This is a genomic window from Dyadobacter pollutisoli, from assembly GCF_026625565.1.
In the GTDB taxonomy this organism is placed as follows: Bacteria; Bacteroidota; Bacteroidia; order Cytophagales; family Spirosomataceae; genus Dyadobacter; species Dyadobacter pollutisoli.
In genome coordinates this window covers 2,322,664-2,339,243 of sequence record NZ_CP112998.1, presented here as the reverse complement: position 1 = coordinate 2,339,243, position 16,580 = coordinate 2,322,664, and the positions used below count along the sequence as shown (strand labels likewise).

The 16,580-nt window shown below is 47.4% G+C and carries 15 protein-coding genes; 4 read left to right on the top strand and 11 right to left on the bottom strand.

Annotation, left to right across the window (positions count from 1 at the left end):
• The first annotated feature begins 92 nt into the window (after nt 1-92).
• Entirely contained in the window at nt 93-461 is a 369-nt protein-coding gene (locus tag ON006_RS09640) for a hypothetical protein (RefSeq protein ID WP_244824280.1), read from the top strand.
• A 22-nt stretch (nt 462-483) separates the two neighbouring features.
• On the opposite strand, the gene ON006_RS09635 is transcribed toward ON006_RS09640, so the two are convergent.
• The 10 genes from ON006_RS09635 to ON006_RS09590 form a co-directional block, all read right to left on the bottom strand.
• Nucleotides 484-936: a GNAT family N-acetyltransferase gene (locus ON006_RS09635; RefSeq protein ID WP_244824279.1), complete on the bottom strand. Its 453-nt coding sequence runs from the start codon at nt 934-936 to the stop codon at nt 484-486.
• Nucleotides 937-966: 30 nt separating this feature from the next.
• Nucleotides 967-2,262, bottom strand: a complete 1,296-nt coding sequence (locus ON006_RS09630) for an MFS transporter (protein ID WP_244824278.1) — start codon at nt 2,260-2,262, stop codon at nt 967-969.
• Entirely contained in the window at nt 2,262-2,900 is a 639-nt protein-coding gene (locus tag ON006_RS09625; RefSeq protein WP_244824277.1) for a bifunctional 4-hydroxy-2-oxoglutarate aldolase/2-dehydro-3-deoxy-phosphogluconate aldolase, read from the bottom strand. The genes ON006_RS09630 and ON006_RS09625 overlap by 1 nt, the downstream gene beginning before the upstream one ends.
• On the bottom strand, nt 2,897-3,256 hold the full coding sequence (locus ON006_RS09620; protein ID WP_244824276.1) for a 2-dehydro-3-deoxygalactonokinase: 360 nt from the start codon (nt 3,254-3,256) through the stop codon (nt 2,897-2,899). Before ON006_RS09620 ends, ON006_RS09625 begins: the two co-directional genes overlap by 4 nt.
• Before the next feature lie 79 nt (nt 3,257-3,335).
• Nucleotides 3,336-5,537: an outer membrane protein assembly factor BamB family protein gene (locus ON006_RS09615; RefSeq protein ID WP_244824275.1), complete on the bottom strand. Its 2,202-nt coding sequence runs from the start codon at nt 5,535-5,537 to the stop codon at nt 3,336-3,338.
• The gene (locus ON006_RS32480) at nt 5,538-5,897 is read right to left on the bottom strand and encodes a hypothetical protein (protein WP_244824274.1); all 360 of its coding nucleotides are present in this window, start codon (nt 5,895-5,897) and stop codon (nt 5,538-5,540) included. It lies immediately after the preceding gene.
• A 69-nt stretch (nt 5,898-5,966) separates the two neighbouring features.
• A complete protein-coding gene (locus ON006_RS09605; RefSeq protein ID WP_244824273.1) occupies nt 5,967-7,208 on the bottom strand; it encodes a mandelate racemase/muconate lactonizing enzyme family protein in 1,242 nt (413 codons plus the stop codon).
• Between the two features lie 192 nt (nt 7,209-7,400).
• Nucleotides 7,401-8,435, bottom strand: a complete 1,035-nt coding sequence (locus ON006_RS09600) for a LacI family DNA-binding transcriptional regulator (protein WP_244824272.1) — start codon at nt 8,433-8,435, stop codon at nt 7,401-7,403.
• 120 nt (nt 8,436-8,555) lie between these two features.
• Nucleotides 8,556-9,911 carry an enolase C-terminal domain-like protein gene (locus tag ON006_RS09595; RefSeq protein WP_244824271.1) on the bottom strand — a complete coding sequence of 452 codons (1,356 nt, stop codon included), beginning with the start codon at nt 9,909-9,911 and terminating at the stop codon, nt 8,556-8,558.
• A gap of 34 nt (nt 9,912-9,945) precedes the next feature.
• On the bottom strand, nt 9,946-10,230 hold the full coding sequence (locus ON006_RS09590; protein WP_244824270.1) for a carboxypeptidase-like regulatory domain-containing protein: 285 nt from the start codon (nt 10,228-10,230) through the stop codon (nt 9,946-9,948).
• Nucleotides 10,231-10,974: 744 nt separating this feature from the next.
• Between ON006_RS09590 and ON006_RS09585 the strand changes: the two genes are divergently transcribed.
• The 3 genes from ON006_RS09585 to ON006_RS09575 all read left to right on the top strand — a co-directional run bounded on the left by ON006_RS09585 (nt 10,975) and on the right by ON006_RS09575 (nt 13,408).
• Nucleotides 10,975-12,168, top strand: a complete 1,194-nt coding sequence (locus ON006_RS09585) for a sensor histidine kinase (protein ID WP_244824269.1) — start codon at nt 10,975-10,977, stop codon at nt 12,166-12,168.
• Nucleotides 12,140-12,913, top strand: a complete 774-nt coding sequence (locus ON006_RS09580; protein WP_244824268.1) for a LytR/AlgR family response regulator transcription factor — start codon at nt 12,140-12,142, stop codon at nt 12,911-12,913. The genes ON006_RS09585 and ON006_RS09580 overlap by 29 nt, the downstream gene beginning before the upstream one ends.
• 141 nt (nt 12,914-13,054) lie before the next feature.
• Nucleotides 13,055-13,408 carry a hypothetical protein gene (locus tag ON006_RS09575; protein ID WP_244824267.1) on the top strand — a complete coding sequence of 118 codons (354 nt, stop codon included), beginning with the start codon at nt 13,055-13,057 and terminating at the stop codon, nt 13,406-13,408.
• 79 nt (nt 13,409-13,487) lie between these two features.
• Here ON006_RS09575 and ON006_RS09570 read toward each other — a convergent pair whose 3' ends face one another.
• Nucleotides 13,488-16,571, bottom strand: coding sequence for an efflux RND transporter permease subunit (locus tag ON006_RS09570; protein WP_244824266.1), 3,084 nt, complete (start codon nt 16,569-16,571; stop codon nt 13,488-13,490).
• Between the last annotated feature and the right edge of the window lie 9 nt (nt 16,572-16,580).

Below are 16,580 nucleotides of genomic sequence, written 5' to 3'. Positions count from 1 at the left end.
TTTTGAAAAGCTGTTAGCATCGAAGTTCAGCTATTCCAACCATTCCCTCGGCAACAGCATCCTAGCTCATGTAACCATCAGAGATAAAACCAATGACTCTTTTTTCCAAACTCCTGCCCTACTTAACCATCACGGCGCTAGCGTTTGCGTTGTCGTGCAACAGGAAAGATCCGGCACCTGACTGTGGTTGTGAAGGACATGCCTACAAGCATTTGGAAAATGCAGAGGCAAGCTACCTGGGCCACGGTGGTTTTATATTGTTCGATACGAAAGACACTGCCTTCAAAATTTGGGCGTCTGCCTGTGAAATAGATTCGAGCTGGCAAAAAAGCGAAAAGATCGGCGAAATATTGAGCCGTGATTACATACTTAGCGGCGATTTCAAATCCGCGTGCTTCATGGGGCCAACATTAGTCGCAGTACCGCCATTCATACAAGTAACCTCCATAAAAAAGAAATAAACAGCGTAATATCCCCGGTACCTTATTTCAGCACTTTTTCAAAACAAACACTATTCTCCACGCCTTCATACTGGCCGTAATTGGCGGTAACCTGATAGTTGTTCTTTTTATAAAGTGCGACTGCTTCGGTTTGCCTTTTGCCGGTTTCGAGAATGCAGCGCGTATATCCTAATTCAGCTGCCCACTTTTCCAGTTCAGTGAGTATTTGGGACGCAATACCCCTATTCCTTCCCTCAGGAGCTACATACATTCGTTTCACTTCCATAGCATCCGGCCCATAAGCTTTGATTGCCCCGCAACCAATGGGAGTTCCGTCTTCGTAAAGTATCACGACATGCCTGATCTTATCCAGCTTGTTATACTGGGAGTAAAATGCGTGATCCTCGCCGTCGGTGATGGCCAGATAGGCGTCAAGGGATTTGACTAGTGTAATGAAATCGTTGTTGTCTGAATCAGTTCGGATTATGTTGATCATATTGATGAAATGTGGTGTCAATAATGGTTTTTATCTTAACTCGTCTAGTTCCACAACCTTCGCCGTCTTGGTTAACAAATGAATGATCAGCCAGGCCACCAGATAGGTACAGCCGCAGATCGTGAAAATGATGTTATACCCAGCCTGAATGTTACCTGCCGCTTTGTAGGTATCCAACAAATCGCCGATCAGGATCGGGAAAAGGATGCCTCCTACCGCACCAGCCATGCCTCCAATACCCACTACCGAACTCACAGCCTGTTTTGGAAACAAATCCGAAGGTAATGTAAAAACATTGGTCGCCCATGCCTGGTGCAGTGCCACTGCCAGACTGATTAGCCCTACTGCCACCCATACGCCTGTCGCAAATTGTATCATAATGACCGATAATTCCAGAAACGCAAAGGCCAGCAAAACCGTTTTCCGTGCCTTCAATGTCGGCCATCCTTTTTTGATCAGCCACGAAGACAGGTAGCCTCCGCCAATGCTGCCCACTGTAGTCGCAGTGTAAATCAGCATCAGTTCCAGACTTGGCTTTTTAAGATCCAGATTAAATGTAGATGCAAAATAAGATGGCAGCCAGAACAGGAAAAACCAGTAAATTGGGTCGATAAGGCCTTTCCCGGTAATGTAAGCCCAGGTTTGCGGGAATGTAAAAAGCTTAATCCATTGTACAGGCTGCTTTTCCGCTTCGTTTTCGTCCTGCTCTTGTCCGCTGATAATGTGATCCAGCTCTTCTCGGCTGAGCCGCTTCTGCTGGGCCGGAATGTCATAAAAAATCAGCCAGAAAATCAGCCAGACAAACCCCAGTGCCCCGGTGATCCAAAACACTTCCTGCCAGCCATAATGACTGAGTATCCAGGGTACGAGCAGCAAAGCCACAACGACGCCAATGCTGGTTCCAGCGTTGAAAAGACCGGTCGCCAGTGCACGTTCTTTTTTGGGAAACCATTCCGCCACCGTTTTTACGGCCGCCGGATAGTTACCAGCCTCGCCCAGCCCCAGTCCGACCCGCGCCAGACCAAAACCAAACGCACTGCGCGCCACAGCATGCAACATGCCCGCAATGCTCCAAAACACAATGGTAATGGAGTAGCCCAGTTTAGTTCCGATCTTGTCAATCAGCCAGCCGAAAAGCAGCAAACCAATTGCATAAGCCGCCGTGAAAGCCATCACGATGCGTGCAAAATCGGTTTCTGTCCACACAAATTCCTTTTCGAGAATGGGCTTCAGAAGGCCGATAATCTGCCTATCGAGGTAATTAATGGTCGTAGCTGTAAAAAGCAAGACCACAATGATCCAGCGATAATTTTTGGTAGTACCCATTACACGGAGAGTTTTTGTACGAATTGCCGGAAGTGTTCCCGCAATCCGTCCCAGTTTTTGTCATGAATCAATTTTTTATCAAAAAGCTGCCCGCCGATACCGAGACCATCCGCCCCTGCTTTCAAAAAAGCCGACATATTTTCCAGCCCCACGCCACCGGTAGGAAGCAATTTAAGCTGCCTCATCGGTGCTTTCAGATCTTTGATATATTCAGGGCCCAGTGAGGTAGCCGGGTAAATTTTGACCATCGTCGCTCCCAATGTCCACGCGTTGTAAATTTCAGTTGGCGTAAATGCACCCGGAAAGACAGGAATACCCTTTTTGACGCAAGATTTGATGACTTTTTTATTGATAATGGGTGTGACGATAAATTGCGCACCAGCGTTCAGCGCGATTTCCAGGTCGTCTTTGGTACAGACCGTTCCCGCACCAATGTTGAGCCCTTCACCTTCATTTTCAAGTGCATAACGAATAATATCGGCTGCCCCTGGCGTGTTCATGGTGATCTCAATCGTAGTAAGCCCCACCTCGCGGTAAATAGGCAAAATATGTTTTACATCGTCGGGAGACACATTTCTGATAATGCCGACCAGCGGTGCTTTTTCAAATAATTCACGGGAAAATGTACGCTCACTCATAAATTGGTTTTGTTCAATGTTAAATTCTGATGTTCAAATATTTTAATCTTCCCGGCTGTTGCAGCCCTGTCCACCGTCGCGGCGGGAACGATTAACGCCCTTCCGGGTAGATTCAATGTTTCAATCGCGACTTTATATAACCTGTAAAGGCTATTTTGGCAACATAATACCGATTGAGAATCGTTTTCCCTTGTCGGATGGCATATTTCCGAGCCGATCAGCAGCCCGCTCACAAACGTGGCGTTTTGCCTTTTATCTAAAAATACGTAACCTATTAACTCCTGATCCTTCTTGTTGACCAACCACAACCAGAAAGACGTCCTCACCCAGTTGCAGCACAGCAAGTATTTTTCCATTTTGTCAGGTTTTTTGGCTAGAGACTTACCAAGTCTGCAAGACGGGGTCGCCCAGACTTACCAAGTCTTGTTACGTCTCTCACGGCAACGCAAATGCGATATAAGTACCCCCCGATTTCAATCCATATCGTGTTCCTCCCGCTGCAATGGCAATATATTGCTTTCCATTGACCATATAAGTCACCGGTGTCGCAAATCCTCCGGCGGGAAGCTTGTACTCCCACACTACTTTCCCGGTTTTAATGTCAAAAGCACGGAGTTTTTCATCATAAGTAGCCGCAATGAACAGCAGTCCGCCAGCAGTTACAATCGGCCCTCCGTGATTTTCGGTACCTGTCGACGGAATTCCCTGTTTGGTCATTTCCGGATATTCGCCCAATGTCACCTTCCAGAGATACTCCCCTGTATTCAGGTCGACGGCGTTCAATGTACCCCAGGGAGGTTTGATCGCCGGATAGTTCTCCTGATCGCGAAACTGCACATTACCATTGTTAACATATGGCGGCGCAAAAGGAAAACTGGCGTTCTTTTTTTCGGCTACTTGCTGAGACTGCGCGTGAATGTCATTGGGAGCAGGTTTGGCTTCCATATTCAGCAGAAAGTTAATGATCGCCGCCCTGTCTTCCTTCACCATGTGCTGAAAAGAAGGCATTCGTCCACGGCCGGTTTCGAGCAATGCGCCAATTTGCCCGCGGTTCATTTTTTTACCAATATCCTTTAAAACCGGGTAAGCCTGCGTGCTTGCAGAAGCAGTAGCGTTTTTGGTATCCGTGGCGTGGCAGGTGGCGCAATTAGTATTAAACAAACCAGCTCCTCTTGACAATACCTGACCATCGCCCTTTTCCCTTGCATCCCTCATTTTGAGCCACCAAAGCATATTATTGCCATTGACATACATAATACCATCGGGACCAGCCGCTGTACCGCCCCATTCCGCTCCGCCTCCTATGCCGTAGAGCAAATTGCCTTCCCGGCTCGGAGGCTGGTTTTTCGGCCCTTTATTACTTTTGGTAAATCGGTCCAGTACGTAGGCGTGTGCCTCTGGTGTGCGGGTAGTAATGTCGGCTTCTGTCAAAGTCTGGTTGGCGAAAGGTGCAGGTTTTGAAGGTACGGGCTGCGTAGGCCATGGTTGTTCCCCTGGTAGTGCTCCGGCCACAGGTGCGGGTACTTCTTTCACCGTAAAAAGCGGTTTGCCGGTATCACGGTCAAACACAAAAATGTAACCATCCTTGGTAGCCTGCGCCACCGCATCGACCATTTTCCCTTTATGCTTTACCGTGATCAAATTTGGCGGACAAGGAATATCCCGGTCCCACAGATCGTGGTGTACCGTCTGAAAATGCCAGATCCGCTTGCCGGTTTGCGCATTGAGTGCTATGACGCAGTTGGCAAAAAGATTGGCACCCTTTCTTGCACCACCATAAAAATCCACTGAGGGTGAGCCGGTTCCGAAAAACACGGTTCCGCGATTTTCATCCAGTACCATTCCTGCCCAACAATTGGCCCCACCGAGTTTTTTGTAAGAATCCTTAGCCCAGGTATTGTACCCGTATTCCCCTGGCAACGGTATCGTTCTGAACACCCACACTACCTTTCCTGTACGCACATCAAAAGCGCGTATGTGGCCAGGCAATGCATCGCCCCCCTCGGACACAGACGAACCGGTAATGAACAGATTTTTGAAAACGACCCCTGGCGTAGTATTTCGGATATTGAATTGATTAATGTCATATCCGTAAGTTTCCTGATCGCCGAGGCCGTCGTGAAAATCAACTTCACCATTTTTACCAAAATCTTTGACCAACTGTCCATTCTCAGCATTGATTGCGTACAAAGTGGCGCCTGCTGTGAACAGAATGCGTTTATCATTTCCCTCCGACCAGTAAGTAACACCGCGTACCGGATGAAACTTTGGCCTTTTTCCCTCAAACGGGTCAAATTTCCAGAGTTCCTTACCCGTTGCAGCTTCTAGCGCGAATACTTTCAGGCGCGGTGTGGTACCGTACATCATGCCATTGACAATAATCGGCTGGCATTGTATGTCCATTCCTCTTTCTGCGGGATTGCTATTTTCACCGGTATCGAAAGTCCAGGCCAGTCGCAGGTTCTTTACATTGTCTTTGTTGATTTGATTTAGAGAAGAATACCGGTTTCCGGCATTGTTGCCGCCGTACACCGGCCAGTCCTGGTCCGGGCCGTCAGACTTACCAAGTCTTGGAGACTTGGCAAGTCTTGGCCCGCACAACAGGAATGCCAGCATTAGAAATGGAAGAAATTTCATTTAATTCAAATTCGGGTTGATTGAAGTATCCGTGTAAGGCAGCCGAAACCAATAATTCGCCTTCGTGATCGGTTTATAGCGCATCCTGACCTGCGGCAGCGAAATGCTGGATGTCACGATATTGCCCTCAATGTACCAGCCTGCCATCGTCAGGTACACATCCGCCAGGAATGCATTCGCAGGACCTTTGTCGGGACGTCCCGGATCACGTTTGGTGATCTTCACTTTACCGTACTCGCGAAAAGGCTCAGGAGCGGCGGCATAGGAGGCTTTGGATAAAAGCAATGTACTCGTAGCAGCAATGCCCAGTGCGGATTGAATCGCATTCCTTCGCGAAACGCCGGATTGTTTTGATTTCATATGATAAGGATTTAGGAGTATAATGAAAAAGACTTGGTAAGTCTACAAGACTTGCCAAGTCTCGCTTTTTCACCAGTTATGGATCGAGCCATCAGGTGCTTTCAATATCGGATGAGGAAACTTAGTCTTCTCTTTCACTTCCATCACAAACGTTGCTTTCTTAGGATCGAATTTCACTCCCAGTCCCGGTGCGTCGTTGAGATACAGCTTGCCATTTTTGAAATTGATATAATCCTCATTAAAGTACGGCGGACGTTCCGGTTCACCGCCTCCCAGTTCCATCAATGCCCGTGCGGGACTACTGGACCCCAGTACATGTACCAATGTCGCTGTCGACAGCGGGCCCGTGAAATGTGGGATCATGCCTACATAATGTGTCTCGCACATGGACGCAATCTTCTTGAACTCGCTGATACCACCCGTGTTTGGCAATGTAAACCGGGTATAGTCAATCCAGCGGTTTTCAATGAATTCGTTGGTATCCCAGCGATCTCCGAACTGCTCCCCCACTGCTATGGGTACTTTGGTCATGGCCCTTATTGTTTTGTAAACGGCCGGGTTCTCTGAGCGGACAATGTCTTCCACGAAATACGGTTCCAGGGGTTCGAGTGCCGTGCATATCTTCAACCCGTCGGTCAGATCGAAGCGGGTATGCAGGTCAATGGCCCACTTTCCGCCTCCGCCAACAGCTGTGTCGATTCTCTTACAGAATTCGATGGTTTTTTTGACATTATCATAAAAGTCAAACGGTTCGTCACCATTGCCTCCGGTTGGTCCAATGCGATATGCTCTCAGTCCGGCTTCAATGCAATCCCTCGCTCTTTCTTCCTCAGTTTTGGCCTTCGATGCCCGAAAACCGGTTGCATAACATTCTACATAATCGCGGGTAGCACCGCCCAGCAGCTCATAAACCGGCACATTCAATGCTTTGCCTTTAATATCCCATAATGCCATTTCCAATGCGCCCAGGGCATGCAGTTTCTCACGACCGGGCGGATAGAACATGCCGCGGTATACGTTTTGCCAGATGTGCTCAATGCGAAACGGATCTTCGCCGATCATCATCTGGGCACATTGCTCGATCATGTCTTTGGAGCCGCCCTCTCCTATCCCGATAATCCCACCGTCCGTTTCGATCTCGACGATACCACGTGCCTGGTTAAACAATGGTTTGTTATAACCTGGGGCAGCATAGTAGCGGATCTTGGTGATCTTCATTTTAGAAGCCGCCTCCGCCTTGATCAGCGGGAAACCTGCTGCAATGGCTGTGGAGCCTAGTATCGCCGATTTTATAAAATTTCTCCTTTGCATCGTTTTTGTCGTTTTGTACAAACAGGTAGCCCCGCTGGGGCATGTTGTTGTTAATGTGTCATTATTATTTTTCTAGAAACAGGCTGCCCCTCCGGGGCATTTGTTCTGGTCTTGGTTGCTTTTTTTAGAAACTGATTGGCTGCTTGGGCTCTTGCAACCATCTGTGCATTAATTAAGCATTGTCGGCAAAAATTATTTCAGCCAGGCCGATTTGGCGAAAGACGAATCCCTTGCAATCAGCTTGGCTTCCATTAAAATCTGCTTCATTCCTTCGTCGGGGTTTTTGAGTTTTTTCAACAAATATTCTACCGCCGTCTTGCCCAGCATTTCCAAGGGCTGCTGCATGTAGGTGATCGGACAATAGTACAGATCGAAAACCTCTGCCTGACCAAAACTGACGATCGCCAGGTCGGAAGGCACTTTCAGGCGCAGCTCATTGACGTATTTCAAACCATTGATTGCCAGACCGTAGGTTGCAAAAATGAGTGCCTCCACCTTGTGATCCAGCGAAAGGATCTCGTCAATAGCAGTTTTTACTTCCTGGTCCATGCTTTCAAACTGTACCTCTTTCAGCCAGCTGTTCTGAAATTCGATCTGCTTGTCCTGCAACGCATGCTTGTACCCCCGAATACGTTCTTCCATATGGTACATATCTGATTTATAAGCCATTAAAGCTATATTGGTATACCCCCCTTTTATGAGATGGATACCGGCATCGTAAGAAGCCTTGTAATTGTTGGTGGCTACAAAATCAGTCTGGATATCGGGAAAATGCCGGTCCAGCAGCACAAATGGAATGTTTCTTTCTTTCAGGTAATGGATCTGGTTTTCGGAACCTTCGCAGGAAACGATGATGAAACCGTCGACCTGCCGGTTGATGAGCACATTCAGCAGGTCCCACGATTTGTCAGCATTTTCATCACAGCTTCCTATGATGACGGTATATCCATTTCGTTTTGCTTCGTCTTCGACAACCCGCGCGATATTGGCAAAAAACGGGTTCGAAATATCCGCGATGATAAGCCCGATGGTATGTGTTTTCCCGCTTCTCAGGCTCTTGGCCAGATGATTCGGCTGGTAGTTCATTTCCTTCGCTATCTCTCTGATCTTATGAGCAATAGCCTCACCAACCCTGGTCTCTTTTTCCTTCCCGTTGAGGACATACGATACCAGTGCCGTAGAAACGCCTGCTTTTTCTGCGATGTCTTTTAGGGATGTTTTTTTCATGTTTCTAGCCCAGGGCTTAAGCCCTGGGTTATGGTGTATGGATGGCCCCGTCGATGGGATGGCCCCAGCCAGCCCAGGGCTTAAGCCCTGGGTCCCTGGGTTATCGGATCATCGGGTCCATCATGGGCGTATCAACGTTCCGTCGAACTTTCTTACTTGCCAGTTTGATTTTGTTGTGATTGGGTATTTGGCAGCTTCTTTCTCATTGATATCCACCCCGATTCCCGGTACTTCGTTGACGGACATGTACCCGTTTTTCATTGTTGGGCAGCCAGAGAACACTTCCAGCGTTTTGTCATTGAACTGCACCGCTTCCTGAATACCAAAATTCCAGACAGCCAAATCAATGTGCGCATGCGCGGAGTGGCCGACGGGTGAGACGTCGCCCGGGCCGTGCCAGGCCGTTTTTACATTAAACCATTCCCCTAACCTGGCTACTTTCATTGCCGGGGTCACACCCCCGATCTGGGAAACGTGGATGCGGATGAAGTCGAACCATTGATTTACCATTGGCTCTACAAACTCATTGACATTGTTGAAAAGCTCTCCCATAGCCAATGGTACAGTAGTGCTCTGTCTCAGCAGCTTAAACCATTTCATGTTCTCAGGCGAGAAAGGATCTTCGATAAAGAACGGATTATAGTCTTCCAACTTCTTGATCATATTGATCGCATTCATCGGCTGTACGCGCTCGTGAATGTCGTGCAGCAGCTCAATCTCCTCCCCACAGCTTTTCCTGACTGCTTCGAATAGCTTGGGGATGGCTTTGAGATAGGTGTTTTCATTCATAAAATTATCCGTGGGCCCTCCGAAATTCTCCTTTTTGAAATCCGGCAGCTCCGCCGTACTTCCTACTGCGCCATAGCCACCTTGCTGGATTCGAATGTATTTAAACCCGCGCTCCATGATGCTCTTCACACTTTCCACGGTCGCCTCGGGCGTGTTACCATTGGCGTGGGTATAGCAGGGTACTGCGAAACGTACTTTTCCTCCCAGCAGCTGATACAGCGGCATACCCGCGCGCTTGCCTTTAATGTCCCAAAGTGCCTGATCCAGACCGCTGAGGGCATTATTGAGCACTGGCCCATTGCGCCAGTAGGAACTGACATAAGCCCCGTGCCAGATATCCTCAATGTTATCGACGTCCCGACCGGTGCAAAATTCGTTGAGATAAGTGTTGATCGCGACCAGTACCACGGCGGCCCGTTGTGTGAACGTAGCACAGCCCAGCCCGTACAGACCTGGCTCGGAAGTTTCCACTTTCACGACGATCAGGTTGGAACCCTGTGGCGCAGTGGCTATCGCCCGCACGCTTTTGATCGTCACCGGTTTCATGGCTTTGGTATAGGCCGGCGTCTCCTTGGAGTCCCTAGCTTTCGCGTCGGACATCCCGCCAAACAAGCCCAATAATCCTGCTGAACCGCTGAGGCCCAATGCTTTCATCGTATCACGACGGCTAAATCCAGAATTGCTCATATCTGTTTTGGTAAATAAAAAAATGATTAAAGGTTTATTTCTTGTCCCACCACACCAAGGTTGATAATCTTCTTGTTAAAGGTATTCCTATAAACGAAAAAACCAGGCTTGCGTTAACGGGTACATCTATGGCGAACTTGCCGTCAGCATCCGTCACTGTGCCTTGCGAAGAACCACTAATCAGGATATTAACCCCTGGCAGAGGCTCTTTGTCCTGGCCGGTAACCTTACCGGTAATCCTGCTGCTTTGAGCGATGCTGGAACCGCACCACAAGCATAATAGCAGCAACGCCGTAATCGTAAAATATTTTCCCATCATACATTGATTAAATTGAAGTAAGAAAACACCAAAGGCAATAGAAGCTCTTTACGCCGCATATGCATCGAACGATGATTGATATACGTAATCAAAAATAATCACACTAGCCGAGGTACTGCGGCTGGTGAATAACCAAACAGAACAAACCAGTCCCATTTTCGGACAACTCGATTCTAAAATTTTCTGTTTAACCGATTAAGCAAAAGTCAAAATGTTAATTGATCAGAAAAATGAATATTAGGTTTGATGGCAATTGATTTACCGACTGAAAAAACTACTTGAATTCCGAGGAGGTACTGACTGGTATAAAATAAAACTCTTCAATATTTTATACTAATTCTTATTTAAGGAAAAATAGTGTCCCAATGTAGACTTAAACGATTAAACAACAAAATTTTACAACAATTTTTTTCTTATATTTTTTCCAAAAATAAACATATTAGAAAAAGAAGCATTAGACATTATCATGATTTCTTTTGTAGTGCTTTCGGCAGTCGGCTCTCGGCTTTCAGATTAATGTGCGAAACCAAATTTTGGATGATTGCCGACCGCTGATAGCCGACTGCAAAGCTGCCTTACAATTTAATTCGTGATAAAGTCTATTTTTCACGGATCATGTCGTGAAAATGACTTTCGGATAAGCAATCTTTCCATTCGCGTAAACACAGTAAAAAAGCGGGCAACAGCTGCTTAAATTTGTAATACTGGCAATCCTACATCACCCGATAACAACTCAATGCCCTCATGACATTTGTTAGGCGTCTTCTTGACCAATCGAAATTACCGCTTACTGTGACGGAATTCTGGCGTTATTCATTTTTTTACTGGGGCATTTTTGCCGTCATCACGCTTGGCCAGTTTACGATGCTATGGCTTCTGCAGCAAGGTGTGGCCATGCGCAGTCACGAGCTTTTCATCTGGCTGCTCGACGGCCTGTTCTGGTGGTCGACCACGCCGCTGGTGCTCTACGCATCCCTGAAAATCCCCATTGCTTTCAAGGTACGGCAAAGCACGCTGCTCAAACCGGTCCTGTACCACTTGCTGATCGTGACGTTTTTGAATATCCTCATCAACACCTTTCACTGGTACATTACCAATCCCCTGATGTTTTTTGTGATCGGTAAAAATCTTCCGTTTGAGAGTTACCTCTTTTCTTTCTTCACGGCTTACACAGGAAGTTTCGGACAATATATGCTGCTGGTCGTGGGGTTCAACAAGGTTTCCTACATCTACCGGTACCAGGAGCTTAAACAGCAGCATTTTGAAACCGAGATCAGCAATGAACAGCTGCGCGGCCAACTTGCCAATGCGCAGCTTCAATCATTGAAAATGCAGCTTAATCCGCATTTTTTGTTCAATACACTGCACGCGGTTGTAAGTTTAATGCTCAAAAATGATATCCGGAAAGCCACGCTGATGATCACAACATTAAGCGATCTTTTGCGAAGTGTACTCGTCAATCAGCAGTCGGATTTCATTCCTTTGCGGGAAGAGCTGATGCTGACGCGCCAGTATCTGGACATTCAGCAGATCCGGTTTCAGGACAGGCTCAATGTGGAATACAAGATCGACCCGGCGGCTGAACTGTACCCGGTACCGCAGCTTATCCTCCAACCATTGGTTGAGAATTCGGTCACCCATGGCATTTCTGACGTCACCACCAACGCATTGATCAGGATTACGGCGGAAATGAGCACGGCAGGATTACGGATTGTCATATTTGATAACGGTACTGGTGCCAATCAGCGTAAAATTTCAAAAGGAATGGGATTAGGCTTAAAAAACACCGTACTACGGCTCAGACAGGCCTATGGTGAACATGCACAATTTATTTTCGACCAGCCTTCCGAAGGAGGTACTTACGTCACCATACATTTTCAAGGCGAACCCAAAAAAATCAGAACAGACGATGAAGCATACCAGTCTTATAATAGATGACGAGATACTGGCGAGGGAAGTGATACGGACTTTTCTGAAACACGATCATTCGATGGAAGTCACCGACGAGGCTTCCAATGGTACCGAGGCCGTGGTTAAAATCCTGCAACACCGGCCAGACATTATTTTCCTGGACATACAAATGCCCGAGCTTGACGGTTTCGAAGTATTAAGAGAGGTATGGCCGCACCACCAGCCTTTCGTGGTTTTTACCACCGCCTACGACCAGTACGCATTGCGTGCATTCGAGGTCAATGCCATTGATTACCTGCTTAAACCTTTTGATGAAATACGTTTTCACCAGTCGCTGGGCCGGGTAAAGGAGCGGCTCAGCCAGAAGGCCCAGCCAAGGATTGAGGAGCTGGTTAACAGTCTATTAAAAGATCCGCGAGGAAAAGAGCCTGCATTTCTCCACCGTATTTTGGTTAAAGAAGCAGGTAAAATGTATCCGGTGAAAACCGACGACGTTACGCACTTTTCGGCCGACGGCAACTACATTTCGGTGTACACCGTCCAGCAGAAAGTTTACACGATCTACGACAGCTTGGGAAGCCTGGAAGGACGGCTGGACCCTTCGGTGATGATCCGCGTGGGCCGGTCCAATATTGTGAACATGAACTACATTACGGAGCTGGAAACTTACTTCAATGGCGAGTACATTATTCACCTGTCATCGGGAGATAAAATCAAGTGGACGAGGGGCTACCGGGATAATATCAAGGCTTTTTTGACGAAAATCGGCTAGTACCGGTTACGATTTAACTTTGTTATTCTACGATTCAGATACCTAAATACACGGATTAAACATTTTCCATTGCCGCGAAAGCGATTTGAGGCGCATTTTTGTATCAGGTATAATTTAGAATTCTACTCAAATCCGTTAGCCATGAATGTAAAATCATCTACTCTTAATGCATCGTCTGCGTACTACTTTTCCGGCAACCACCGGCTGATTCAAAAAAACTTCCTGCTACTGATCGCCGCTTCTGCTTCCCTTGCTTTTTTCGGCATGCAAATCTGTTGTGATAAAAACGCAACAAACAGCCACCCAAGTAACTGCAATGTGGAGCAAAACTTCACGCAAAATACCGAAAGCGGGAAATGGACCTATGATGAAATGGCCCACAAACTGATCTTCGAATACGGCGGAAAATCGCGGGAAGTAGAAGGTTTCAGCTACCGGCTGGGCAATGCGCTGCTCAAAGTAACCGACAAAATCAACGCGGGTCGAGGCGTATAATAACAACGATTGTCAAGCTGAGCGGAGCCGAAGCATAGTGCACTATGCTTCGGCTCCGCTCAGCTTGACAAAACAATAATCAATACTGCAACTCCGCAACCGCTTCCTCCTTCACTTCCTGCACAATAGTCGGCGGTAGCAATTTATACATCACCGGCGTCACCAGCCTTGATAACAATGTAGAGCTGATCAACCCGCCGATGAGTACCAGTGAAAGTGGGGAATACAGGGCGCTATACTCGATTACGAGCGGTAGCAACCCTCCGATGGCCGTCATGGAAGTAAGCAGAATGGGGACAAAACGAATTTCCCCGGCCTCAATGATAGCCTCTTCAATTCCCTTGCCCTGCTCTCTGAGTTGATTCGTAAAGTCCACAACCAGCAATGAGTTTTTAACCTCTATCCCAACCAGCGCAATGAAACCAATCGTCGCGGTGAAAGACAATGTCTCGCCTGTCAGGAAAAGCATCGCCAGACCACCCACGATACCTAATGGAATCACCGACAGTACGATCAGAATGCTTTTGAATGTCTTGAATTCAAGGATCAGCACGCCCAGGAAGCCAAATACGGTCACGAGTATAATCAAGCCTAGTCCACCAAAACTTTCTTCCTGACTTTCCTTTTCCCCGGCAACGGTAAATGTCTGGCCTTTTTCAAATTTGAAACTATTCAGTTTCGTAGTGATGTCCTCATTGATCCGCTGCACATTATAGCCCGGTTTCACAAAGGATGAGACGGTCACATAGCGGTCCTTATCGTAATGGCGGATCTGGTTGGGCGAACTTTCCAGTTCAATAGTAGCCACGTTTTTCAGCGGAATGTTGGCGCCGGAAGCAGAAGGCACATATAATTTATCAAAAACACTGTAATCCTGAATGGCCGCATTGCGCGAAACGGACACATTGACATTGTAATTATCAGCCTTGCCTACGTCCTCGCGGTAAGTCGCTACATTCAACCCAGCCGCGCCCAGTCTCACAGTACGGTCAATGTCGGAGGACGAAATTCCCAGTGTACCTGCCTTTTCCTTGTTAATGTTCACTTTCAAATCCGTTGGCTGAACGAGTAACGGGTTATTGACGTAGATCGTGCCCTCGGTTTTACTCAGCATATCGGCCACACGGAAAGCTGTTTTACGCAAGTCGTCCAGGTTTTCACCATAAATCCGGTAAGCCAGCGGCGCTTCGATCAATGGTCCCTGCTCAAAATCCTTCACCTTAATTTCGGCTCCCGGATATCTTTCCAGTTTCTTCCTCAGCTTTTCAATCACCTCTACTTTTTCCTCGGTCTCAAGGCCTTCTACTTGAACAAAAATCTCGGCAAAGTTTTCGCTTTCATTGCGTTGGATCACATTATAATAAACCCTCGGGTTCCCTTTTCCAACATTGGTAGAAAACGAAGTGATCAATGGCTCCTTCTTCAAAATCTGCTCTACATAGCGGGTAACTTCATTGGTCTTTTTAAGATTGGTACCCTGCGGCGTTTCAATGTCGATAAGGAACATGGGCTTCTCCGATTTTGGAAAAAGGCTGTTTCCAATGAGCGGTACTAGTGCCAGAGAACCTGCAAAGATTCCACCAGCCAGTAACAATGTAACGATCGGCCATTTCAATGCTTTGTCCAGTAAACTTCCGTAAGTTTTGTGAATGCCTTTTTTCATGCCTCTCAAAAGGAAGTTACCATCTTGGCTAGCATGCGGTTTCAAAATAACACTCGACAAAAACGGCACTACCGTCAGCGAAACGATCATGGAAGCGAACACCGTGGTGATCACCGACAATGGTAAGCTTCGGATAAAATCACCTGCACCTTCCGGCAAAAACACCAGCGGCAGAAACGCGAAAATCAACAGAATTGTACAGCCCACTACCGCCAGCCCGATTTGTGAAGAAGCTTTAATGGATGCCTCTACTTTGCCGTAACCCATTCTCAGGTAACGTTCTATATTCTCCACGACCACGATGCTATCATCCACCAGGATACCCAATGCGACGATCATCCCGACAATGCTCAACTGATTAATATTATATCCGAGCAGGTTCATGATCGTAAGACCGATCGCCAGCGAAAGCGGGATGGAGATCATTACCACCAGCGAGGCGCGTGTTCCCAGGGGTAACAATGTAAGTAGTACCAATAATATCGCAATACCGAAATCGCGTGCGAAATGCGACAGACGGGTGTCCACACTTTTGGCCTGGTCAAACACTTTTACCAGTTCAATGTTGGAAGGAAGTTCTTTTTCAAATTTGGCAACAATAGGCTCTACCTGCCCCTGAACCGAGATAATGTTCTCTCCTTCTTTCTGGCTAATGTTCACAAAACTGCAACGGAAACCATTCAAACGGGTAATGTGGGTTTCATCCTCATAGCCCAGCTTCACGTCGGCCACGTCTTTCAGCAGCACTATTTTTCCACTGGCGGTGGACACGACGGTGTTTGCTACTTCTTCCAAAGTCCGGTAATTTCCACTCGTTTTGACATTGAGCTTTTTGGTACCCATACTAATGCTACCGCCCGGAATATTCACATTTTCGCTTTGCAATGCACCGATCACCTGATTTTGGGTCAATTGCTGCTGTGCGATCTTTTGCAGGTTCAGGCTCACTTTCACTTCGCGTTCCGGAATACCGGAATATTCGACTTTTTTCAATGTCTTAACCTTTTCCAGGCGCTCCTTGAATTCCTTCGAAAACTTCTTCATCTGGGCATAGGAAGCATTCTCGCTAATCAATGCGTACTGATAAATACTCACGTCGGACGGGATCTGCTTGTTGATCCTGATATCGCTCACGTCAGCAGGCAGCTGCGCCCGCAGGCTGTTGATCTCCCGCACCAGCTCCTGGTACTTGTCGTCCGGATCGCTGCTATATTTATATTGTACCTGCATCACAGCCAGCCCGTCGCGGATATCGGTGATTACGTGCTTCATGTCGTCCAGCTCATTGATCTTTTTCTCCATCGGGTCCACCACCAGCTGCTCCATATCCTTGGGGTTGGTACCGGGGTAAATCACCACGACTGTAAACTGCGGCGGGTGTATTTCGGGGTCCTCACTGCGAGGCATCGTAAAGAGCGAGTAGATTCCCAGCGCGAGCACGGCGAGGAAAACCACCAGCGTAAACTGGTAATTTTTAACGGCAAATTCAGGTAATTTCATGATTTCGTT

Coding starts and splice junctions, on each gene's coding strand:
- ON006_RS09640 (WP_244824280.1), top strand. CDS start 93: ATGACTCTTTTTTCCAAACTCCTGCCCTACTTAACCATCACGGCGCTA.
- ON006_RS09635 (WP_244824279.1), bottom strand. CDS start 936: ATGATCAACATAATCCGAACTGATTCAGACAACAACGATTTCATTACA.
- ON006_RS09630 (WP_244824278.1), bottom strand. CDS start 2,262: ATGGGTACTACCAAAAATTATCGCTGGATCATTGTGGTCTTGCTTTTT.
- ON006_RS09625 (WP_244824277.1), bottom strand. CDS start 2,900: ATGAGTGAGCGTACATTTTCCCGTGAATTATTTGAAAAAGCACCGCTG.
- ON006_RS09620 (WP_244824276.1), bottom strand. CDS start 3,256: ATGGAAAAATACTTGCTGTGCTGCAACTGGGTGAGGACGTCTTTCTGG.
- ON006_RS09615 (WP_244824275.1), bottom strand. CDS start 5,537: ATGAAATTTCTTCCATTTCTAATGCTGGCATTCCTGTTGTGCGGGCCA.
- ON006_RS32480 (WP_244824274.1), bottom strand. CDS start 5,897: ATGAAATCAAAACAATCCGGCGTTTCGCGAAGGAATGCGATTCAATCC.
- ON006_RS09605 (WP_244824273.1), bottom strand. CDS start 7,208: ATGCAAAGGAGAAATTTTATAAAATCGGCGATACTAGGCTCCACAGCC.
- ON006_RS09600 (WP_244824272.1), bottom strand. CDS start 8,435: ATGAAAAAAACATCCCTAAAAGACATCGCAGAAAAAGCAGGCGTTTCT.
- ON006_RS09595 (WP_244824271.1), bottom strand. CDS start 9,911: ATGAGCAATTCTGGATTTAGCCGTCGTGATACGATGAAAGCATTGGGC.
- ON006_RS09590 (WP_244824270.1), bottom strand. CDS start 10,230: ATGATGGGAAAATATTTTACGATTACGGCGTTGCTGCTATTATGCTTG.
- ON006_RS09585 (WP_244824269.1), top strand. CDS start 10,975: ATGACATTTGTTAGGCGTCTTCTTGACCAATCGAAATTACCGCTTACT.
- ON006_RS09580 (WP_244824268.1), top strand. CDS start 12,140: ATGAAGCATACCAGTCTTATAATAGATGACGAGATACTGGCGAGGGAA.
- ON006_RS09575 (WP_244824267.1), top strand. CDS start 13,055: ATGAATGTAAAATCATCTACTCTTAATGCATCGTCTGCGTACTACTTT.
- ON006_RS09570 (WP_244824266.1), bottom strand. CDS start 16,571: ATGAAATTACCTGAATTTGCCGTTAAAAATTACCAGTTTACGCTGGTG.